This window comes from Collinsella aerofaciens (assembly GCF_018785265.1).
Taxonomy (GTDB): Bacteria; Actinomycetota; Coriobacteriia; order Coriobacteriales; family Coriobacteriaceae; genus Collinsella; species Collinsella aerofaciens_AI.
This window is the reverse complement of sequence record NZ_WQPK01000005.1, coordinates 1-22877: the sequence shown is the minus strand read 5'-3', so window position 1 is coordinate 22877 and position 22877 is coordinate 1. Positions and strand designations below refer to the sequence as shown.

At 58.6% G+C, this 22877-nt stretch carries 17 protein-coding genes; 4 read left to right on the top strand and 13 right to left on the bottom strand.

The window, feature by feature from the left end; genetic code table 11:
* Window positions 1-263: 263 nt before the first annotated feature.
* From GPK42_RS00885 to GPK42_RS00840, 10 genes are all read right to left on the bottom strand, one after another.
* Window positions 264-731: a YfcE family phosphodiesterase gene (locus GPK42_RS00885; protein WP_215692851.1), complete on the bottom strand. Its 468-nt coding sequence runs from the start codon at window positions 729-731 to the stop codon at window positions 264-266.
* A gap of 91 nt (window positions 732-822) precedes the next feature.
* Window positions 823-1539, bottom strand: a complete 717-nt coding sequence (locus GPK42_RS00880) for a LytR/AlgR family response regulator transcription factor (protein WP_118238181.1) — start codon at window positions 1537-1539, stop codon at window positions 823-825.
* Window positions 1540-1611: 72 nt separating this feature from the next.
* The gene (locus GPK42_RS00875; protein ID WP_215692849.1) at window positions 1612-2955 is read right to left on the bottom strand and encodes a histidine kinase; all 1344 of its coding nucleotides are present in this window, start codon (window positions 2953-2955) and stop codon (window positions 1612-1614) included.
* On the bottom strand, window positions 2952-4139 hold the full coding sequence (locus GPK42_RS00870; protein WP_215692847.1) for a glycosyltransferase: 1188 nt from the start codon (window positions 4137-4139) through the stop codon (window positions 2952-2954). The genes GPK42_RS00875 and GPK42_RS00870 overlap by 4 nt, the downstream gene beginning before the upstream one ends.
* 171 nt (window positions 4140-4310) lie before the next feature.
* Window positions 4311-5570, bottom strand: coding sequence for an MFS transporter (locus tag GPK42_RS00865; RefSeq protein ID WP_006235159.1), 1260 nt, complete (start codon window positions 5568-5570; stop codon window positions 4311-4313).
* Between the two features lie 101 nt (window positions 5571-5671).
* On the bottom strand, window positions 5672-6616 hold the full coding sequence (locus GPK42_RS00860) for a zinc dependent phospholipase C family protein (RefSeq protein ID WP_215692845.1): 945 nt from the start codon (window positions 6614-6616) through the stop codon (window positions 5672-5674).
* A gap of 92 nt (window positions 6617-6708) precedes the next feature.
* Complete coding sequence (locus tag GPK42_RS00855) at window positions 6709-7443, bottom strand: LytR/AlgR family response regulator transcription factor (RefSeq protein ID WP_215692843.1); 735 nt, start codon at window positions 7441-7443, stop codon at window positions 6709-6711.
* Window positions 7444-7481: 38 nt separating this feature from the next.
* Window positions 7482-8873 (bottom strand): sensor histidine kinase, encoded by a 1392-nt coding sequence (locus GPK42_RS00850; protein ID WP_252200008.1) that lies wholly within the window; start codon window positions 8871-8873, stop codon window positions 7482-7484.
* A gap of 111 nt (window positions 8874-8984) precedes the next feature.
* Window positions 8985-10262: a metal-dependent hydrolase family protein gene (locus GPK42_RS00845; protein ID WP_055285286.1), complete on the bottom strand. Its 1278-nt coding sequence runs from the start codon at window positions 10260-10262 to the stop codon at window positions 8985-8987.
* 131 nt (window positions 10263-10393) lie between these two features.
* Complete coding sequence (locus tag GPK42_RS00840) at window positions 10394-11845, bottom strand: APC family permease (protein WP_195568635.1); 1452 nt, start codon at window positions 11843-11845, stop codon at window positions 10394-10396.
* 355 nt (window positions 11846-12200) lie between these two features.
* On the opposite strand from GPK42_RS00840, the gene GPK42_RS09970 reads away from it, so the two are divergent.
* Window positions 12201-13202, top strand: a complete 1002-nt coding sequence (locus GPK42_RS09970) for a C39 family peptidase (protein WP_252200007.1) — start codon at window positions 12201-12203, stop codon at window positions 13200-13202.
* 134 nt (window positions 13203-13336) lie between these two features.
* On the opposite strand, the gene arcC is transcribed toward GPK42_RS09970, so the two are convergent.
* From arcC to GPK42_RS00820, 3 genes are all read right to left on the bottom strand, one after another.
* Entirely contained in the window at window positions 13337-14299 is a 963-nt protein-coding gene (gene arcC, locus GPK42_RS00830; RefSeq protein WP_055310076.1) for a carbamate kinase, read from the bottom strand.
* 655 nt (window positions 14300-14954) lie between these two features.
* The gene (nifJ, locus tag GPK42_RS00825) at window positions 14955-18494 is read right to left on the bottom strand and encodes a pyruvate:ferredoxin (flavodoxin) oxidoreductase (RefSeq protein ID WP_215692839.1); all 3540 of its coding nucleotides are present in this window, start codon (window positions 18492-18494) and stop codon (window positions 14955-14957) included.
* Window positions 18495-18945: 451 nt separating this feature from the next.
* A complete protein-coding gene (locus GPK42_RS00820) occupies window positions 18946-19428 on the bottom strand; it encodes an FHA domain-containing protein (protein WP_215692837.1) in 483 nt (160 codons plus the stop codon).
* 516 nt (window positions 19429-19944) lie between these two features.
* On the opposite strand from GPK42_RS00820, the gene GPK42_RS00815 reads away from it, so the two are divergent.
* The 3 genes from GPK42_RS00815 to GPK42_RS00805 all read left to right on the top strand — a co-directional run bounded on the left by GPK42_RS00815 (window position 19945) and on the right by GPK42_RS00805 (window position 21886).
* Window positions 19945-21303 (top strand): radical SAM/SPASM domain-containing protein, encoded by a 1359-nt coding sequence (locus tag GPK42_RS00815; RefSeq protein WP_082421808.1) that lies wholly within the window; start codon window positions 19945-19947, stop codon window positions 21301-21303.
* A gap of 169 nt (window positions 21304-21472) precedes the next feature.
* Entirely contained in the window at window positions 21473-21676 is a 204-nt protein-coding gene (locus tag GPK42_RS00810) for a hypothetical protein (RefSeq protein WP_124785779.1), read from the top strand.
* Window positions 21677-21706: 30 nt separating this feature from the next.
* Window positions 21707-21886 carry a hypothetical protein gene (locus GPK42_RS00805; protein ID WP_147324165.1) on the top strand — a complete coding sequence of 60 codons (180 nt, stop codon included), beginning with the start codon at window positions 21707-21709 and terminating at the stop codon, window positions 21884-21886.
* Window positions 21887-22877: the final 991 nt, after the last annotated feature.

Genomic DNA, 22877 nt, shown 5'->3' with positions numbered 1-22877 from the left:
CTGCTCTACAGTCCTGCGCAAGACGGAAAGCACATTAAGTGCTTTCCTTTGCGTGCGGAACTCGCGACAAACTTAGCCCGCGCCAGCCGGCCCCGGAGGCCCTCCCTGCCGTCACTATGTTCAACCAGTTTTGCGGGCGTGCGCCGCTGCGCGGCTAGCCCGCGTGCTCCTCGGCGGGGTTGTCTGATGGTTGTTGTTGAACTTCGGCCTTTGGCTCAAAGAAAAACGGGAGATGCGATCTGCATCCCCCGTTTTTGTTGCACCTACTCCAAGTCAATAAAATTGGTGCTCAGGATCTTGCCGTCCTTGACGAGCATTCTGGCCATGGTGGGGCCTCTGGTGCCTCTGGGGTAGCTGGCGCTGCCGGGGTTGAGGACCAGGCAGCGGCCTACTTGGGCCTCTTTGGTTACGTGGGTATGACCGTTGATGGCTACGTCTACGGATCCCACCGGAAGGTCTTCGCGGTAGTGGGCTACGGCGAATTTGAGTCCTTCGTAGGTGAAGAGGGCCAGACGGTCTACATCCGGGCCGTAGTCGCGGTAGTAGTCGTTGTTTCCTAGGACCGCTCGCACGGGGGCGATGGTGCATAGATGCTCGTAATCCATCTCTGAGGTGAGGTCTCCGGCATGGATGATCAGATCTGCGCCCTTGAGCTCGTCCAGAAGCGCGGGCGAAAGATAGCCGTGCGTGTCCGAGATGATGTCGATGCGCTTGGCGCTTGCACTGTTCATGGGATCCCTTCTGCAAAACCGATTCGACGTATATACAAAAAGCCCCACGGCTCCGCAGACAATTGGTCTACAGGGCTGCGGGGCCAGTGTGCTAGAGGCTCAGGGCCTTCTTGAGCGGCACAACGCGGCGGCGCGAGACCGGCACGCGTTCGTCGACGCCCGTAATGCCCAGTTGGATAGCGCCCGAGGGCACTGTCTCGACATCTGTGACGCACGCCAAGTTGACGATATAGCGGCGATGAACGCGAAAGAAGCCAAAGTCGCAAAGCTTGGCCTCGAACTGCGCCAGCGAAGTCGTCGATAGAAAACGATCATCGACGGTATAGATACAGGAGTAATCGTCCTTGGCCATGATGAAGCGAATGTCATCCACGGGGATGAGGACCTTACGGCCGCCCTTTTCCACCGGAATGCGCTCGATGGTGGCTTTGCTGTCCGTGACGGGCTTGGCGTGCTGCATGACCTTCTCGATCGCGCGATCCAGTCGCGCCTCCTCAACCGGCTTCATTAGGTAATCGACGGCATCTACGTCGAACGCCTCGACGGCATGATCGCTATACGCGGTCACAAACACAATCGCCGGCGGATTCTTAAGCTTATGTAGCGCCTCGGCAAGCTGCAGACCAGAAGCGCCGGGCATCGAGATATCGAGAAAGACGACATCGACGCGGCTTTCCATCAGCATCTCAATGGCGGAGCGGACGCTCGACGCCTCAGTGATCGTGCCGATCTTGCCCGTCTGCTCGAGCAAGAAGCGAAGTTCCGAACGGGCCGGGGCCTCATCATCCACAATCATCGCACGCAGCATAGGGATTAAACCTTTCGTCAACAAACTAGACTGGGCATCCGCCGCTTGGCGTTGAGCCCATAGCCTTCTATTTTACTCTTGAATGTCAAAGATGCTCTCTGACAAATCAAGATGCAGGAGCACTTTGGTGCCCTTGCCCGGCGCCGATTCGACGCGCGTATAAGAGTGCGGTCCATAAAAGCGATGGATGCGCTCAGAAATATTGTGCATGGCCACGCCGGCGCCGCCGCCTTGCGGGGAACTGGCATCGGGGCGGGCGGAGCGCTCATCAAACAGCCTGGCGGCGGTGCCCTCGTCCATGCCCACGCCGTTGTCGGCCACGGCAATCAGGATTGCGTCGTCGCCGTCTTGATGGACGGTCACATCGATCTGCAGGGCATCGCCATCGCCCATGCCATGCCGCACGGCGTTCTCGACAATGGGCTGGATTACAAAGGCCGGGACCAACGTGTCCTCGACATCCTCGGAGACATCGAAGGTCGCCAGTACGCGGTCCTCGCCAAAGCGCGCCTTCTCAAACGTCAGGTAGCGCTTGGTCTGTGCGACCTCGCGCGAGACCGGGATAAGCGACCCCGAGTTGTCGAGCGTGGCGCGATAGAACGAGGAGAACTCGCGCAGCAGCTCGCGGGCGCGCAGCGGGTCGGTGCGCGTAAACGATGCAATGGTGTTCAGCGTGTTGAACAGGAAGTGCGGGTTAATCTGCGCCTGCAGCGCACGCACCTCGGCGCGCGCCGTGAGTTCCTTTTGCACCTCGAGCTCGTGGATGGCGAGCTGCGTGGACAAGATCTCGGCAAAGCCCGAGGCAAGCGCGTACTGGGTACGGTCGACGGCGCGCGGGGTCTTGTAGTAGAACTTGAGCGTGCCGACGGTACGATCGCCCACCTTGATGGGGGCGATAATGCCGGCGGGAACTTGGTTGTGCGAGCCGTCCGAGCCCACGACATCCACCATACGGTTGAACGACTGCACGATGCCATGTTCGATAACGTAGCGTGTGGCAAGCGTGTGGATGGGAGAATCTGGCAGTAGTTTTTCCTCAAACTCTCCCGCGCAGGCAAGCACGTTGCCCTCGTCGGTGATGGCCACCGTCATGGCGCGCGTCTCGGGCAAAATGCGCCGGCACACCAAACGCGCCGACTCCTGCGTCAGACCGCCCTTAATGTCCTCGAGCATGGCCGAGGCCACCGAGAGCGTCTCCTCGGTGTACTGGGAGCGCACCGAATCGGGATTGAGCGTCAAAAAGATAAAGATGCACAGAAAGATGCACAGCAGCGCGCAGGCAATCACCGTGGCGATCGGCTCGATACCGGTCACCAAGGCAAAAATAAAGTACACCAGCACGCAAATGGCGCAGGCAACGGCAATGATACGAAAGATTGATATTGAACTATCGCGCTGGGCGCGGCGGTCGATCATTCGGCCCCCTCCAGGATACTGATCAGTTGTGCGTCACGCCAAAGCCCGTCCATGATCTTGGGCCAAAAGCTCTGGAAACGCAGGTAGCTTGCAGCGTTTTGGCGCGCATAGGCCTTTGCCTCGCCGATACCATGGCGCCAAATGCGCAGGTAGCCCTCATGCTCGCGGGTAAACACGCTGCGGACCATAGCGGTCTTGCGCACGCGGTCGTCGAGCTCGCGCGAAATCCACGGGCCCGGGTAGGGCATGAGTGATGCCGCCGTAACGGGAATGAGCTCCTTTTGATGCGCGGCGAATGTCAACTTGGCCCGTTCGTAGTACCAACGGTATACATCCTGCATAAAGCGCGGTGAGCGCTTTTCAGACTCCGGAGGCAGATGGCGCACGGTCCACTCGTTATCGAACCACACGTCGTAGCCAAACATGCGCATGTTAAAGAGGTAATCCAAGTCCTCGCCGCGGGTGATAAACGGGTCAAAGGCCACACGCGTAAAGGCGCGGGCGTGCAGGGCCATTAGGCCGCCGCACACGTAGTTGGAGCGCGAGATGCGGGTGCCCGAGAGCGCCTTTTTCATCCAACGGTTGAACTCGATGCGCTTGGTCCACCAACGATGGCAGATGCCCGCCTTGTCCGTGGGAGCCAGCGGCGAGCCGTCGCGATCGTAGAAATAACCGCTCTTGACCAAGATCGGCAAGCCCTGACGCGTCTGCTGCCCCAACGCATAGGTCGCGCGCTTCATAAAGTCGGCGTCGATGACAGTCTCATCGTCATCCAAAAAGATAACCGCGTCATGCCCCAGCACAGCGGCGCAGGCTAGCCCCATGTTGCGGATGGCACCGTAGCCTCGCAGGCTCACGCACTCGCCCGAACCCTTGGGCGCGATCTGAGCAACCCGGTCTGCGATGCGCGAGGCCTGGGTGTTGGTGACAACGGTGACCTTGAGCGTGGGATGCGCGTCGACAATCTCGCGCACGCGCGGCGACACATCGGCTGTGGCAGAAACGGGACAGACCACCAAAAGGATAATGCGCGGGATGTCACGTACCTGCTCAAGCGAGGCCAGGCAGCGGTCGAGTTCGGGATTGTCGGCGTTGAGTCGCGTCGAATGGTCATAGGTGCCAGGGGCGTTTGCGCAAGCGTCATCGCCCGCCCAATACGTTGGAATCACGACCGTGGCGTTCATGCCTTACCCTCCCTGCAACACAAAAACGGGACGCCGCCAAACACAGGCGACGCCCCGCGACCTAGCTGATTCCATCATACCCACTTGGGCAAATCATTGCTCGCAAGTCGCAATGTTTATTGCGGATAACCCCAAAAGAGTACCGTGGACAGGCACAATAGCCTCTCGCTCCTATGCGGCATGCTCTGCCGCCCGAGTCATGCGGGACAGGCGGACCAGCAGCATAAAGCCAACGATCAGCAGCACACCAATGGAAAGGACGCCCAGCGACGGGTTGCCGGTCAGCGAGGTGACGACCGACACTAGGAAGGTGCCCATGACGCTTGCATAGCGACCGAAGATGTCAAAGAAGCCGTAGTACTCGTTGGACTTTTCCTTGGGGATAATGCGACCAAAGTAGCTACGGCTGAGGGCCTGCACGCCGCCCTGGAACAGGCCGACCATAATGGCAAGCACCCAGAATTCAAAGGCGGTCTTTAGGAAGAATGCGGCGAACAGCACAATGCCCATGTAGGCGGCGACCGCCACCAGGATCATGTTGAGCGTGCCCACGCGTCCGGCGAGCTTGCCGTAGATGATGGCGGACGGGAAGGCCACAAACTGCGTAACGAGCAGAGCCAGCACCAGTTGGGTCGAGTCAATGCCCAAAGCCGATCCGTAGCTGGTTGCCATGGAAATGACCGTGTGCACACCGTCAATGTAGAAGAAGAACGCGATCATGTAGACCAGCACGGTCTTGTTGTGGGCGATCTCGCGCATGGTGTGTCCGACCTCGGAGAACACACCGCCCACGATGTGGCCGATGGTGTCCTCGGGACCGCGCTCGCGACCGTACTTTTGCTTATAGGTGCGAATGAGCGGCAGAGTAAAGATGAGCCACCAGGCGCCAGTGATGATAAACGACAGACGCGTTGCCAGCATGGTAGGGACGCCAAGTGCGGGGCCACCCATGATGAGCGCCAGGCAGATGACGAACGGCACGGTGGAACCGATATAGCCCCAGGCATAGCCCGAGCTGGACACGGCGTCCATGCGCTCGTCGGTGGTAATGTCGGGCAGCATGGCGTCGTAGAACGTCATAGAAGAGTTAAGGCCGATGGTGCACAGCACGTACACGGTCAAAAATGCCATGGCGGACATTGGGATAGCCTGCGCCAGGCAAAGCACCAGGCCCGTGAGGAAGAAGCCCAAGAAGAACTTGATCTTGTTGCCGGCGTAGTCGGCAAGCGCGCCCAGAATGGGCATGAGCATGGCGATGACCAGCGAGGCGATCGTCTGCGCATTGCCCCAAGCGACCACCAGGTCGGCCGAGGAAGCGCCGGTATTGATGGCGTTAAAGTAAATGGGCACCACCGAGGTATTGAGCAGCACGAGGGCCGAATTGCCCACATCGTACATAACCCAGTTACGCTCGAGCTTGGTGTATTTCATGGACAGGGACCCTTCGTATTTGCCCGATATGCAGTTAGTTCATCGTACCCCAATTGTCCAGAAGCACCGGTAAGGATTCGGCAAAGGGGCACGCACGAGCCCTATTCCTCGCGGTCGAACTCCTCATCGGCATTGAGCACGCGACCGCTGTAGTTGACGTGACTGGTCACGGCATCCATGTCACCGGTCTCGATAAAACGTGCGACCGTGCACTCGTAATCGACCAGCGCGCGATCAAAGACCTCGGGGAAACTCTCGTTCGAGACCTCGTCGGTAAAGGGATTCTTCCATGTCAGATGGCCCAGGTTACCGGTGCGCTCGGGCAGCTCCGTCGTCACGCGATGGGCAAGGCCGTCGAGCAGCGAGTAGTCGTGCACCAAGCCCTCAACCAGCGAGATCGCGCGCGTCTTTGCGGAGCCGGCCGGCTCAATCGCGCGGTAAAGTCGCTGCATATTGGCAACGGCAGCACCGTACTCCCCCGCCGGAATGTCAATGCCATACACGCGTCCGGCAACATAGCTCATCAGCACGCCGGCCACGCGATTGATGCGATCGGTGGTGACGATCTCGCCCGCCGGCGGGTAATCGTCGACCGTAGCGCCATCGCGTTTAAGCTGCAGCATCAGTACATCCAGGTCGCTCTCGATCACAGCATGGACCTGACTGCTCGAATCCTCAAGCTCTGAATCGGACTCCACGATGCCAAACTGCTGCTCATAGACAAAGGGGTGGGCGTTGCGGTCGAGCACGTAATGAGACAGCAGGCCCAGCGCAAAGGCGCGACCCAAGCTGGCATCGCGCGGCAGCAGATGCGACACGCCGTCGCGCAGGCACGCGAACTGGCGAGACATGCGCGACCGATGCATGACCTGCGCCAGCAGCATGCAGTCGGAAACACGCGGTGTCAGAATGTGAAAGAAGAACGGGTCGGGGCCTTGGTTGCCCAAGATAAAGGCAATGCGCTCTTCATCGGACGTGATGACGCCCTGCGGAAGACGGTCGATGCTTTCCTCGCCAAACAGATGATGGGTGATAAGCGCGGGCATAATGATCCTTTCGATTTCATTCGATGCCACCCATTATGCCCACCGCGCGCCCATGCCAAACCTGCGATGGCAAACGACGGCACGCAAGCCTCTTACGCAAGCCCCAGGTGCGACTTGACCTCGGCGGCACGACGACGGGACACCGGCACCGTCGAGCTCACGCGGTCAAGCCTGAGCTCCATCAACCCCGTGGAGCCAATCTCAACATTGTGCACGTCTTCCAAATTGACCAGATAGCTGCGATGAACGCGAATAAAGCCCTCGGAGACCAAGCGACGCTCGAGCGAAGAGATCGACTCATTGATCAGGTACGTTCCCTCGGCGCAGATGGCATTGCAAAAATCGGCGCGCGCCTCAAAGTAGCAGACGTCTGCGGCGGGAATGAACACCTTTTTGCCCCCGCGGTCCACCGTCAGACGCAAAGGCTGGCGCGGAGCGTGGATAACACGACGGGCACCCAAGGCTGTCTCGATCTTGTCGAGTGCCTTTGACAGGCGTGCGTCCTCGACCGGCTTGACGACATAGTCGACCGCATCGAGGTTATACGCATCGGCGGCAAACTCGGCAAACGCCGTCACAAACACAACCACCGGCGGCGTCTTTAGGTTCTGCAGCGTCTCGGCAAGCTCAATTCCCGAGCGGCCGGGCATCGTGATGTCCAAAAACAACACGTTGGGCTTGTTCGAGAGAATCGACTCCACGGCCTCGGTGACATTGCCCGCCTCGGCAATCTGGCCCACACGCGTATCCTTTTCCAACAGATAGCGTAGCTCAGCCCTAATGGGAGGTTCGTCATCAACCACCAAGATGTTCCAGCCTTCGGACATATGTGCTTCCCCTCTTTTTCTCTCAATCCAACCGCGTGCTACGCCGTCAACGGCGCCGGCTCATGCGGCTCGCCGTTCAGCTCGACGATGACCTGCGTTCCCACGCCCTCCTGGGACTTCACGCGCATGCCGGAATCTTCTCCGTAAAAGAAATGGATGCGCTGAAGCACGTTGAAGAGCGCCAGGCCGCAACCTCGCTTGACGGAGCCGTCGGCGGTAATGCTCTCGGGCTCCTCCAGGCGATGTTGCTCAAACAGATGCGCGCAGACTTCTTCGCTCATACCGATGCCGTCGTCCTCGACGATGATCTCCAAACCGTCATCGGTCTCGAAAGCCCTAACATGAATAGAAAGCGGCTCGGTCTCGCGCTGCGCGTGCTTGATGCAGTTTTCGAGCAACGGCTGCAAGATAAACGGCGGCACCATGCAATCGCGCACCTCAAAGTCGATATCGACCGAGACGCGCAGACAGCCGTCGCCATAACGAGCCTGCATAAGATTGATATAGCGAGTGCCCTGTTCCACCTCGTGCTCGAGCGTTGTGAGGGTATCGGAATCAGAAAGCGTCTGACGGTAGTAGTTGGAGAAGTCGATCAGCAGCGATCGCGCCTTGTCGGGCTCGGTTCGAACGAGCGACACGATGGTGCTGATGGTGTTAAACAGAAAATGAGGATCGACCTGCGATTGCAAGGCGCGCAGCTCCACGCGGGCCGTAAGCTCGTCCTGGCGCTCGAGCTCAAAGCTCGCAAGCTGCGTGGAAATGAGGTCGGCAAAGCCCGAGGCAAGCGCCGTCTGGCGCATATCGATGCTGCTCAGACGGGGATAATACAGCTCGAGCGTGCCCACGCAATGCCCGCGCACGGTAAGCGGTGCGACAATACCGGCGCGCAGGCGCGGAAAGTAGCCACCTGTCTCGGTCGAGGCATCGCGCGAGAACACGCTTTGCTCACCGCTGTTGATCACGTTGAGCGTAGTCCGCAGCACCACCGGGGTGCCCGCGGGGCATTTTGCCGAGTCCTCGCCCCAGCTTGCCAACACCTGCTTGCCGTCGGTAAAGCAGATGGCAGAGGCGATCGTTTCGGACAGGATGATCTTAGAGGCGCCCAGGGCAGCTTCGGGCGTAAGGCCGCGCGACGTGTAGGCGAATATTTTTGAAGCGATGGCGAGCGTGCGGTCGGTTGCGCTCGATGTGAGGTCGTCGGGAACGACAAAGACGTACGAGAAGAAGAAGCACAGCATGACCAAGCCGGCAATGACAACAACGGCCGGAACGGGATTGGGATTATCGGTTAGATCCCAGATGAGCAGCAGGATAAGCAGCGGAACGACAATACCGAGCAAGATGGCTTGAACCACATGCTGAGCGGTACGAAAGACCTTGGTAGAGTTGTAGCTCTTGCCCAGAATCAGCCTATTGAGATCCACCGTCATCTCCTTCTTACTGACGCACCCCATAGCAATAAAGAGGGCCGCAAGCGACCCTCTCCATTGCATTATGCATCAAATACTGTGTTTTACATCAAGCCATCGATGAACGGTAGCTTAGGCGCTGTACTTGTTTGCCTCGCCGAAGGTGCCGCCCTCGACAATCCAGCCGTCCTTCATGATGACGTCCATGTTGTCGGTGTTGAGCACGTGGATGTCGGCGGCGACGTCACCGTTGACGACCAGCAGGTCGGCGCACTTGCCGGCCTCGATGGAACCGGTCTCGTCCTCGATGTGGCACATCTTGGCACCGTTGAGGGTGGCACAGGTGATGGTCTCGACCGGGGTGAAGCCGATCTTGTCGACGAACTCGTACATCTCCTCGATGGAGCAGGTGCCGTACGGGGTGACGAAGGAGAAGGAGTCGGAGCCGATCGTCATGACGACGCCGCGCTTCTTGGCCTCGCGCAGGCAGTCGTAGTTGCGCTGCAGCTCCTTCTCGACCAGGGTGCCCTCGTACTTGTCGTGCAGCTCGGGGACGTAGACGGGCGGATAGGTGGCGTACCAGGTGGGCAGGAAGGCGATCGTCGGGGTGAAGAAGGTGCCCTGCTCGGCCATGAGGTCCATGGTACGCTCATCGATATCGAAGCCGTGAATCAGCTGCTCGCAGCCAAAGCGAACGGAATCGTAGGCAGCGGCGTGGTTGTTGTAGCAGTGGCTCCACACGGGGATGCCGACCATCTTGGCCTCTTCGACCACGGCCTGAATCTCCTCGGAGCAGTAGTGCTGGTCGCGGCCGGAGTCCCAGCGCCAGATGCCGCCACCGGTAGCCCAGATCTTGATGGCATCGGGGTTCTCGCGCAGGCGACGACGGACGGCCTTGCGCAGATCCCAAGGACCGTCGACCTGATCGCCCCAGGGGTGCGATTCCTTGTTGAGCTCCTGGCTGCAGTGGTGGGAGTCGCCGTGGCCGGCAACGCGGCAGAAGCCAAGGCCGGTGGCCAGAACGCGCGGGCCCTTGAAGACGCCCTTGTCGATGCAGTCACGGATCTGGATACCAAAGCGGCCGATCTCGCAGACGGTGGTGAGGCCGTGGGTGAGGCAGTCGTAGGCCTGCTTCACGGCGACGGCCTGCTTCTCGAGGAGCGGCTGCATGACCCAATCGGTATCATCGTCGGTCAGGTTGCCCGAGAAGTGCAGGTGGGTGTCGATCAGGCCGGGAAGGACGGTCTTGCCGGCGGCGTCGATGACCTCAACGCCCTCGGGAAGGTCCTGCATGGCGCCGGCGTACTCGATCTTGCCGTTGTCGTCGACGAGAACGAGGGAGTTCTCGACCGGCTCGGCACCGGTACCGTCGATGAGCTTGCCGCCAACGATTGCATACTTAGTGGACATGGTTCCTCCTTATGGATCCATATAGTGGGCGAGGCCGTGTTGGGTTAAGGCCTCACAAAGCTACCCAAGTGGCGCCGGGTTCGGTGCGCGGAAGAGAGGGGCCCGCGCACCTGATCCGCCCCGGCTCGGCGTTACTTTTTGCGGGAATTGGTGAAAGCCATGAGGGCCAGGCCAATAGCCAACCAACCGATCACGATGCTCCACTCCACCATGTTGAGGGAGGCGGGAGAGAACGGAATCACAAGCAGGCCGATGATGATGGCGCAGGCAGCGATAGCGAGGGAGATGCCAAACTTGCCACCGGGCACCTCGTAGGGACGAGGCAGGTCGGGCTCGGTGAAGCGCATGCGCAGGCAAGCGAGGGCGACCATGCCGCAGGAGAAGATGAAGGCGAGAGCCGACACGTTGGTCAGGGGGATGAGCATGTTCTTGCCCAGGAACGGACCGACGACGGTGATGACGCCCAGAACGACGCAGGCGAGCTTGGGAGCGCCGGACTTGGGGTCGACCTCGGCGAATTTCTCGGGCAGCTGGCCTTTACGACCCATGGCGAGCATGATGCGGCTCGTGGCGCCGTAGAAGGAGTTCATCGGGCCCATGGGTCCAAGCGTGGCGATGACGAGCATGGCCAGGTACAGGAGCATGTTGATACCCTTGAGGCAGGCAAGCGCGGGAACCGGGCTCTTAACAAACTCATGCCAGTCGAGGATAGTGCCGAACGAGTAGATGCAGACCATGTAGAAGCCGCCGGCGGCCAGCAGGGCCAGGGAGATGATCTTGCCGAACTTGTTCCAGTTGAGGCCCTCGGCTGCTTCCTCAGCCTGCTGGGGAATGGTGTCGAAACCGGCGTAGAAGAACGGGGTCAGTACCAGGACCGACACGATACCGGCGAACAGGCTGGTGCCCTCGGTGGCGGCCTTACCGCCGCCAGCGCCGGCGACCTGAGAGAACACAGGCATGGCGTTGCTCGGCGAGCCGGTGAACAGCGAGACACCCATGGCGAGCAGCATGCCGCAGAGCAGGGCCTTGGTCAGGAAGGCTTGGAGCTTGGCGGCCGAGCTGGCACCGCGGAAATTGAGGAAGATGACGTAGACTGCAAAGCCGAGCGCGATCAGCGTCGGGAACAGGTAAACGTCGGCGCCCAGGATGGTGTAGAGCTTGACGGCGCGCAGCCACTCAAGACCGGGCAGGCTACCGAACATCTCGGACACAAGGGTCGAAATGGCAATGGCCTCCCACGGGCACAGGATGCCGTTGCCCAGGGCCAAAAGCCATCCGGTGATGTAGCTCAGCGTACGGCCAAAGCTACGATCGACATACTCGACGATGCCGCCAGAGATGGGGATAGCAGCCGTGAGCTCACCGAAAACAGCTCCGACGGGCACGAGGAAGATTGCACCCAAGAGGAATGCGATCATAGCGGGAACGGGACCGCCGCCCACGACCATCCAGTCGCCGACCTGCAGAACCCAACCGGTACCGATGATGGCACCGAAACCGATGGTGAAGAAGTTCCAGAGCGAAAGCGTTTTCTTCATGCCGCCGTTATCCTCGACTGCAACTTCTGCATTCTTGTCCGCCATTGTTCCCCTCCTTTCCTTTTTGACGCCCCTTGGCGTCACCCCTTGCGCGGTCCGTTTTGCCGCGCGCTTTTATTCCATGGCTTTAAGATACGGCCTTGGCACAGCAGCGCCGCTCGCAGCTCGACCGAAGGCAGAACTGCAAAACGAGCGGCACCGTTTTTGGGACGAACGGCGGGAGACGTCATTCGTCTTGGACGTTTTCATCTTGTCTGCTTTTGAAGACCTGTTACCGTGACGCTTGACGCGCGGCGCGGCAACGTTCATACCATTTGTCAGGCTTTTGGCTCACATGCCCATGTGACGTGCATCTTTTTATGTAGGATAGACAAGTTACACATGAGACAAGGTGATTCGAATGGCATACGGATACAATGACGGCGACCAACGGCCACAAAGCGTGCGCCTTGCCGGCCGCACCATGCCAACGCCCAGAAGCACCTCCGACAACGACAACCCGCAGCGCCCCCAAGAGCAGCTCGGGGCTTCTTCGCGGCAACAAAGCCGTACCGTGCAGCAGTCAGACCGCGTGAGTACGAGCACACGCCAACGCCAGACCGACACATCGCAGCCACGCCGCTACGATCGCCGTAAGACCGACTACTACGTCAAGCGCTCCTTTTCGCGACCTCAACGCGATCGCGGCAATTCTGCCCCTCACCCCGCGTCGCACACCACAAGCCACGCGCTTCCGGCCCGCCGCCTACGCCTTGCGCTTTGCTCCATTGCCGCCTGCCTCGTCTTTGTGTTTTTGGGATCCTGTATCTCCCACGGATCAGCCGGTCTTGAGCCCACTGCCGAGGACAAGCTGCTTAAAGCTCCCGTCGCGCCCGGTTACTCCTTTGCGTTCTCGACCCCACGCTCGCAATGGCAGGCCGGCGCCATGCCCCACATCTACCAAATTGACCCCGCATGGTCGGAGCTGCCCTATGCCGGTGGCACTATTCGCGAAAACGCTTGCGGTCCCACTTGCCTCACCATGGTCTATATCTTTAAGACCGGCCACACCGATAAGACGCCGGTCGATATATGCGCACTGGCCGAAGCCGGCAACTACGCCCCCACTGGTGCCACCGAGTGGTCGTTTATGACAGGCGGTGCGTGGCAGCTAGGGCTCAACGGAACACAGCTCTATAACGATCGCGAATCGATTACCCAAGCACTTCGCTCGGGTGCGCCCGTCATCGCCGCAGTGCGCCCCGGTACGTTTACCAACGTAGGCCACTACATCGTGCTCTACGGCATCGACGATGCCAATCAGATTGGCGTCTACGACCCCAACTCGGCCAGCCGCAGCGCCCGCCGCTGGGGCGTCGTAGAGGTCCTCAACGAAGTCGAAGCCATGTGGGCCTACTACTAGTCGTTTAAGAATGTCCCCAATGACTAGGTGAATAGCAAAAGCCCCGCAGCCGGAGCGGACTGCGGGGCTCATGAAGAGAGGCTAGTTTGCGGGCGCTTTGCCTGGCACCCACGAGAGAGGCAACAGAGTAGAGACTACTCGTGAATGCGGGTACCGGAGAGGCCAGCCATGGTCTCGGCGGCCTTGTCCAGGGCGCCGATGATGCAGGTGCGGCCCTTGCGGGAACGTGCGAACTTGATGGCAGCGCGGACCTTGGGCTCCATGGAACCCTTGCCGAACTGACCCTCGTCGGCCAGGCGCTCGGCCTCGTCGGCGGTGATGTCCTCGAGCTCCTCCTGGTTGGGCTTGCCAAAGTTGATGGCGACATGCTCAACGGCGGTCAGCAGGAACAGAACGTCGGCGTCGCAGTCCTCGGCCAGCAGCTCGCCGCCCAGGTCCTTGTCGATGACGGCGGGAACGCCCTTGTAGCAGCCCTTGTTCTCGTAGTCGCGGACGACGGGGATGCCGCCGCCACCGCAGGCGATGACGATGAACTCGTTGTCGAGCAGGTTGAGGATGGAGTCAGCCTCGACGATCTTCTTGGGATCGGGGGAAGCGACGACGCGACGCCAGCCGCGGCCGGAATCCTCGACGAAGACCTTGGAGGGATCCTCGGCCATGAACTCCTTGGCCTGCTCCTCGGTGTAGAAGGGGCCGATCGGCTTGGTCGGGTTCTTGAACGCGGGATCATCCGGATCGCACTCGATCTGGGTGACGACGGTGGCGGCGTGCCAACGCTTATAGCGCTTGTGCATCTCGCGGCCGATGCCCTGCTGCAGGTGATAACCAATGTAGCCCTGGGACATGGCGCCGCACTCGGGCAGCGGCATCTCGGGGGTACCGATGGCATCGTGGGCAGCGGCGAAGGCGTTCTGGATCATGCCGACCTGCGGGCCGTTGCCGTGGGTGATGATGATCTCATTGCCCTGCTCGATGAGACCGAGGAGAGCGTGAGCGGTGTTGCTCACGGCCTCGATCTGCTCGACGGGGTTGTTGCCGAGGGCGTTGCCGCCAAGGGCGACGACAATACGATCGGGCTTGCCAAGAGGCTTAGACATTGCTGGAATCCTTTCTGTAAAAGGCCTACAACCCATTAATAACCCGCGTCCGTGCGATACGCGAGTTTATTAAGGTTTATATTCTCTTTATCGCTCATTTTATTCATTTTGAAAATAGCGGAACGGTGAACGGTCGTTTTTATCCGCTCAGCGTACAGAACTCCAGCTTAGACATATCTACGTAATTTACGTGCGACTTTATTTAAATGAAGCGAGGATTATGTTGGATTATGCAAACTACATCTCTGCTAAACACAAAACGGACAGCGCAATATCTTACTCGCGCTATACGAGATTCTATGCACTTATAAGTCGAGTATGCACCCCTGCAAAAACAAGGGGCTTTTCATCCAGCATAAGGAATAAAGAAGGGCTCAGAAAAGGCGGCAACAGCCAAGTCCCCCATCCATCCCCAAAGTGGCGCGAGGTTTCGCGGCAAAGCCGCGAAACAGCGAAGGGAACGGAATACCCGACCAGCTACGTCCTTCATCCGCCCACACAATCCGAGGACGTAGTCGTAGCAGGATCTGAGGGCTAACCTTCGCGGACACTCCGCAGGACGAAAGAACCCCCGCCGCACGTAGTGCGCAGCGGGGGTTCTTTCATGTCCGAGGGCGTCCGCGAAGGTCAGCCCTCAGATCCTGCGGTGGGAGACCTAGGCCTCGTTGTACACCGTCTTGAGCTTCAGCAGGTGAGCGTAGCGGTCCATAGCGGCCTGCTCGTTCTCCTTGAAGAGCTCCTCGGCGCGCTCGGGGAAGGAACGCGTCAGCGAAGCGTAACGGGCCTCGTTCATCAGGAACTCCTGATAGCCGCCCGCGGGCTCCTTGGAATCGAGCGAGAACTTCTTACCGGCAGCAGCCTCGGGGTTGAAGCGGAAGAGGTTCCAGTAACCGCACTCGACAGCCTTCTTCATCTCGGCCTGGCAGTTCTGCATGCCGCCCTTCTTGATGGAGTGCATCTCGCAGGGGCTGTAGCCGATGATGAGGGACGGGCCGTCGTAGGCCTCGGCCTCATGGATGGCCTTGAGGGTCTGAGCCGGGTTGGCGCCCATGGCGACCTGCGCCACGTAGACGTAGCCATAGCTCATAGCGATCTCGGCCAGGGACTTCTTCTTGGTCACCTTACCGGCAGCGGCGAACTGAGCGACCTGGCCCAGGTTCGAGGCCTTGGAGGCCTGACCGCCGGTGTTGGAGTAGACCTCGGTGTCGAAGACGAAGACGTTGACGTTGTGGCCGGAAGCCAGGACGTGGTCCAGGCCACCGAAGCCGATGTCGTAGGCCCAACCGTCGCCGCCGAAGATCCAGAAGGACTTCTTGGTGAGGTAAGCCTTGTCGGCGAGGATCGCCTTGGAGGCGTCGCAGCCGCACTTCTCGAGCTCGGCAACGTAGGCGGCGGCAGCGGTCTTAGAGGCCTCGGCGTCGTTGACGGAGTCGATCCAAGCCTGACCGGCGGCCTTGAGCTCGTCGGACGGACCATCGGCAGCGATGATGTCCTGGGTAGCGGCGATCAGCTTGTGCTGGACGGCCTCGTAACCGACGGCCATGCCCAGACCGTGCTCGGCATTGTCCTCGAACAGGGAGTTGTTCCACGCCGGGCCGTGACCGTCTTTGTCCTTGCAGTAAGGAGCGGTGGCAGCGGGGTTGCCCCAAATGGAGGAGCAGCCGGTGGCGTTGGAAATGAACATGCGGTCGCCGGCGACCTGGGTCACCAGACGTGCATAGGCGGTCTCGGCGCAGCCGGCGCAGGAGCCGGAGAACTCCAGGTAGGGCTGCTTAAACTGGCTGCCCTTGACGTTGGCCGCGATGAGCTCCTTCTTCTCGGAGACGTTCTCGACCATGTAGTCCCAAACGGGCTGCTGGTCCATCTCCTGCTCGGTGGGAACCATCTCGAGGGCGCCCTTGGGGCAAACCTTGACGCAGTTGGTGCAGCCCATGCAGTCGAGCGGGGACACGGCCATGGTGAACTTCATGCCCTTGGCCTTGGGGCCCATGGCGTCAAGCGTGCGGGTAGCCTCGGGCGCGGCGGCAGCCTCGTCCTCGGTCATCGCGAACGGACGGATGGTGGCATGCGGACACACATAGGCGCACTGGTTGCACTGGATGCACTTGGTCTCGTCCCAGTGGGGAACGACCACGGCGACGCCGCGCTTCTCGTATGCGGAGGCGCCCAGCTCAAACTGGCCGTCGGCGCAATCGACGAAGGCGGAAACAGGCAGGCTGTCGCCGTCCATGCGATCGATGGGCTCGAGCAGGTTCTTGACCTGCTGGGCGATAGCGGACTTGGTCTCCTCGGAGAGCTCGACGGGAGCGGCATCCTCGGCGGTAGCCCAGTCGGCCGGAACCTCGAACTTACGGAAGGCGGTAGCGCCGGCATCGATGGCCTTGTGGTTGGCGTCGACGATAGCCTGGCCCTTCTTCATGTAGGACTTGGTAGCCGCGTCCTTCATGTACTGCAGGGCGTCCTCGGCGGGCAGGACCTTGGCCAGCGCGAAGAAGGCGGACTGGAGCACCGTGTTGGTGCGCTTGCCCATGCCGACCTTAGCGGCCAGGTCGATAGCGTCGATCAGGTAGACGTTGACGTTGTTGTTCGCGATGTAGCGCTTGGCCACGGCGGGCATGTGCTCGGCGAACTCCTCGTCGCTCCACTGGCAGTTGACCAGGAAGGTGCCGCCCGGCTTGACGTCGCGGACCATCTTGAAGCCCTTGACGATGTAGCTGGGGTTATGGCAGGCGACAAAGTCGGCCTTGGTCACGTAGTACGGCGAGCGAATCGGGGAATCACCAAAGCGCAGGTGCGAGACGGTGACGCCGCCGGTCTTCTTGGAGTCGTACTGGAAGTAGGCCTGGACGTACTTGTCGGTGTGGTCGCCGATGATCTTAATCGAGTTCTTGTTGGCGCCGACGGTACCGTCGCCACCCAGACCCCAGAACTTGCACTCGATGGTGCCGGGGGCTGCGGTGTTGGGCGTATCCTCGGCCTCGGGCAGGCTCAGGTTGGTCACGTCATCGACAATGCCGATGGTGAACTCGCGCTTGGGCTCGTCCTTCTTGAGCTCCTCGAAGACAGCGAACGCGGACGCGGGAGGCGTGTCCTTGCTGCCCAGGCCATAACGGCCGCCGACGACCTTGATGCCCGTCTTGCCGGCCTCGTAGAGAGCGGAGACGACGTCCTGGTAGAGCGGCTCGCCGATGGAACCCGGCTCCTTGGTACGGTCCATGACGGCGATCTTCTGGACGGTCTCGGGGAGAACGTCGACGAAGTGCTTGATGGAGAACGGACGGAACAGACGAACCTTGACCAGGCCGACCTTCTCGCCGTGAGCGTTGAGGTAGTCGATGACTTCCTCGAGCACGTCGCAGAAGGAGCCCATGCACACGACGACGCGATCGGCATCGGGAGCGCCGTAGTAGTTGAACAGGCCGTAATCGGTGCCGAGCTTCTCGTTGATCTTCTTCATGTAGCCCTCGACGACGGCGGGAAGCTCGTCGTAGACCTTGTTGCAGGCCTCACGGTTCTGGAAGAAGATATCGCCGTTCTCGTGGCTACCGCGGGTGTGCGGGTGCTCAGGGTTGAGCGCGTGGTCGCGGAAAGCCTGGACGGCGTCCATGTCGCACATCTCGGCCAGATCCTTGTAGTCCCACATGGCGACCTTCTGGATCTCGTGGCTGGTGCGGAAGCCGTCGAAGAAGTTAAGGAACGGGGTCTTTCCCTCGATGGCGGCGAGGTGAGCCACCGGCGAGAGGTCCATGACCTCCTGGACGTTGCCCTCGGCGAGCATGGCGAAGCCGGTCTGACGACAGGCCATGACGTCGGAGTGATCGCCAAAAATGTTCAGGGCGTGGGAAGCGACACAACGCGCGGAGACGTGGAAGACGCCCGGGAGCTGCTCGCCCGCGATCTTGTACATGTTCGGGATCATCAGGAGCAGACCCTGAGAAGCCGTGTAGGTGGTGGTCAGAGCACCGGCGCCCAGCGAACCGTGAACGGTACCGGCCGCACCTGCCTCGGACTCCATCTCGACGACCTTGACCGGGGTGCCGAAGATGTTCTTGCGACCCTGGGCCGCCCACTGGTCAACATGGTCGGCCATCGGGCTGGACGGCGTAATGGGATAGATTCCCGCTACCTCGGTGTACGCATACGAAACATATGCGGCCGCCTCGTTGCCGTCCATAGACTTAAACTTACGCGCCATATACCCCTCTCCTCTCATATAGGTATACAGGCCCCGGCGATCGCCGGGATGTTGGCGTGATGGGATTTTCGCTGTTGCTTCCAATCATCTGGCAGGCAGACTGAGCAGCAGGTACATGGCGTGGAGAGAAGGCATGCCGAGGCGCGGGGCGGTTAATGCGCTCCACAGGCCCAGCTACCCGTCTTGCACATGGCCGAGCGCCGCAAAGGCCGCATGCCGGATGCCCCCGGGCACGCCCCGGCGATGGGAAGCGCCCGCAACGGAAATCCGCATGCGGGCTTATTGTACCCCGCCGTCAAGTGTAATTTCGGCAAATATAGGCGGGCGGTAAAGGTTTACCTTGGGTGACTGCCAAGGGCCAAAATGGCCCCTCCATCCCTGGGCGACCGGCTCTGGTGCGCCAAGGAGTGTCCCCAAGTGCCGGCAGAAAAGGAACGTCCCCATCTGCCGGCTAGAGGGCACCGAAGAGAATGGCGTAGGTAGTGGATTCGCCGAGCTTGAGCTCGTCGCCGGGATTGAGTTGGGCGGAACGGCCGGGTTCGACCTGAATGCAGACGCGCGTGGCCCCGTTTACCACCACGGTTCCGTTGGTGGACGACAAGTCCTCGACGTGCCAGATATTTTGAGCATCGCACCAGATATGGGCATGGCGGGCCGAGACATCGTCGCCGACGTCGGTAATATCGCCCTCGCCAGTGGCCAGCGCGCCAATCTCAACACCCTGCTCACTCGGCTGAATCCAGCGCGGGACGCTCACCACGTAGCCGTTTTGCACGCACAGCAGTCCCAGCGGATGCGCCGGCGCGACCTCGTGCTCGCCCGCGACCGAAGATGTGCTCAGCGAGCGCGGCGTCGACGTGTCGCCGCCACGGGTCGCATGAGCGCGGCGGCTCGCCCGACTTGGAACTAAGGCGGGCGTGAGAGCAAACGGCATAGGGAACGAATCTTGCGGATGTACTCCTCGACGTCAGGCAGGTAAGCCCCACGAAGTCACCGGGGAGGCCCAAGCGGCCCGGCACCACTTCCAGATTCTGACCAGGGCGAGTCGTTCGCCGGTGGCTGAAGGCTCGCTCCCACCCAAAAGGGGAGATTCGCGTTGTTCCCCAATCGCTCTCGCATCTTTCATTTTGCTCGAGGTGGGCTATAAAAACTTTCCTGGTGAAAGGCGGCGATTGGTTTCCTTTCTTTCTAGAGGAGCGCGCCTGTAATCTGTTTTCATCCTAAATCAAGTTAAGATCGGACCTTCCAGAGGCAAGTCGACTCAAACTGCGAGGCTCCATGTTGGAATAAAGAGCGCTGTCGAAGTGCCAACAACACAAAGCTTGCCAGTCTCAAATAGAACCTTTTGGGAGTCCGATTGGGCCGCACACCGAATCCCCGCTGGTGGTTTTTTATAGCTGCGCAACAATAAACAAGGTTAGTGCCAGTCCAGCATGAAATTGAGGAACGTATGCATTTTTTCTCAGTAAGTGATCGTCGTTACTGCTTCGATGAGGTCACTCGCAATTGCTTTCAGGTTGACCAAGCATCAGAAGATGCGCTTCGCATATTTGAAGCATCGGGAAGAACGGTCAACTCGAAGTTGCTAACAAAGTCACTTGCTGCGAAAGGCTACGACCAAACGACCATAGCAGAACTTGAAGACGACATTGATGAGTATCAACGATTGTCTGAGCGGACTTTCTTAACAAAAGACACGCCTCGAAAACTTAGATCCATCGAACTCCACGTTTCACATGCATGCAACCTTGGTTGTAGTTACTGTTTTGCCGGTAAAGGAGATTATGGAACGTCTCCTCTGCTGATGACAGACGAGATAGCCTTCAAGGCGGTCGACTACCTCGTCGCAAGTTCATCGGAAAACGAAACGCTTGCGATCGTCTTTTTTGGTGGGGAACCCATGATTAACGAGCCGCTGATATGGAAAACGGTCGACTATTCAAAAAGAATATACCCCAATAGAAACTTTACCTATTCTATTACGACCAACGGAACGCTTTTGAATGACACTGCTGTGAATTCTTTCAAGGAGCACGGGTTTTCTGTTCTGATTAGTCTCGATGGTACAGGATGCAAGCACGATGCATCGCGCCCGTACAAGACGGGAGGCGGCTCTTTCTCCGATATCGACAAAAACGTTCGTCGTTTTTCCGAGTCGTTCCCCTTCGGCGCAAGAGCGACCTTAACAAATAATAACTGTAACCTTGTTGAAGACTATCTTCAGTTTAAAGAGATGGGCTTCAGAAGGATTTACTTCTCGCCCGTGAGCTCATTCGATGAGAATATCAAACTCGACGAACACTCATTAAACAAAATCAGGGCGGGCCTAATAGATTTGGCGGATCAATATCTCAAACAGATTGATCAAGGGGAAAAGCCCTTGTTTAGAACATTGAAAACTGCAGTTGATTTGATTATGAGCAACAGGATCGCCTTTGTCGGATGCGGGGCTGGCAGGCGTTTTATTTCCGTGACTCCCGAAGGGGACGTATACCCCTGTCACAGGTTTGTCGGGATGATGCGATTCAAAATGGGCAACATCGTCACCGGAATTGACGAAACTAGGTATATTGAAAACTGGAGTCAGGGTGTCGAAAAAAGAATTGACTGTACGGACTGTTGGGCTCGGTCTTTCTGTGGTGGGGGCTGTAGCTGGGAGGCTGCAGACGAGCACGGCTACTTGCCCAAGAGTCTACACCCTGCATCATGTGAATATAGAAAAATGTGCTACGAGATGGCTTTTGACCTTATTTCCCGCCACTCATCTTCGCAGGAGAAAAATCAACGAGAAGCTACTGTATCGGAATAAGCGGTTCAGCGCATTGCTGTCACCATTGTGGAGGTGTTCGTTCTTCTGATTACCGTCTGCGAAGCTTATTGCTACATTCGCCGAAACCATTCTAGAAATATGGTGAACTAGACATCTTGGTTTGTTATACACAATATTGAGGTTTTTCTGCACTCAAAGGGAGGTAGTCGTGAAGCATATTCATCCGATTAATCCAGGAAGTGGCGACGAGGCAGGCGTGAAGCCGATGTCTTTTGACTGCCTCTTGGGCATTACTGACATCTGTACTGTTTATGATAAAGCAGATGGCTGTGGTGCATACGATTACTGCGACTATGACATGGATGGCGGCAGCATCTGCGTTGTAGATCACTGTGGCATTGATCAAACGTAGTCTCTAATTGGATTAAGGTGAGGAGCTGTTATGAAGCATATCCATCCTGTTGGTTCAAATGAACATCCTCCCGTTGAGCCTTGTTGTCTTGGAGTTGATATATGCAATTTTTACGACATCGCCGAGTGCCCTGTTGCGGATTGGTGCTATGTCGATAAAGAATCAAGCTGTGTTTTGCCAGCAGATTGGTGCGATCCAGTTGACGAGTAGTTTTGTGGCTAGGAACTATTTGGTCCAATTCAGAATAAGATGGGAACAAATACCAAAATCTCGTGTCTAGGAGGAGTTATGCCATTATTGCAAGGTCTCGTTGGATTAGCCTTTATACTTGCGTTATATCTGGCACCTTTTTTAATTCTATTCTTCATTATCCGACTCTTTCTTCGAAGAAAATAGGAGTGTCACGCAAACATTAGCGTAGCTTTCTTCCAATATGAGCCGAGCATTGGCAAGTGGAATAAGAAGCCCGACCGTTCGCCACATGAAAGTGATCGGACGGGCTTCTCTATTTAACCCGGGCCGCCACCCATAGCGGCTTTCCAAGCGTATTCTCAGTGCAAAGCAATCGTCAGTTTAATCCTATGCGCTGATACCGCATTTCATTTGTTCGGCTCGAATTCTACGGCCTGGCAACCCTCGCACTCTCCGGCAAATGGATTGAACGCGAAGGCAGAGATGATGTGTGCGTGGACATCGAGGCTGCTGTAGGCAACATACTGGGACATGGACCCCCGCTGCGCGTGGTATGCGGCCCGGCATATTCATTGCCGTCCAACCCCGTGTAGTTGCAGCAAAGGGTGGAACCTCAATGCTCAGCTCATGTTGTCCGCGGGACACGAGAATCGTAAGTACACTTTGGTGCGATTCTCACGCTGATACTGAGCCACCTGGAATAAGATACGTCGCGACAACACTTCGCTTCACCTCTGTCTCGACAAGATGACGTAGACTAAAGTTTCCTTTAGTAAGAGAACGAGAACTATATCTGAAAGCGTTGCGATGGCGTGAAGGCACCGAGTCCGAACCGCCTGAATGCTACGTGCATCTGCATCGCCTTTTTGTTATCTCTGCCAGTTGGGTAGCACTACACTTGTCATCATTTACCCTGGTACATGCTGCCTAAGGTAGTGTCGAGAAAGTTGGTGTAGAGCCCCATCCGAAGCGAGTCGGCCCGGCGTCCTAGAATCTGGAATACGGTTGA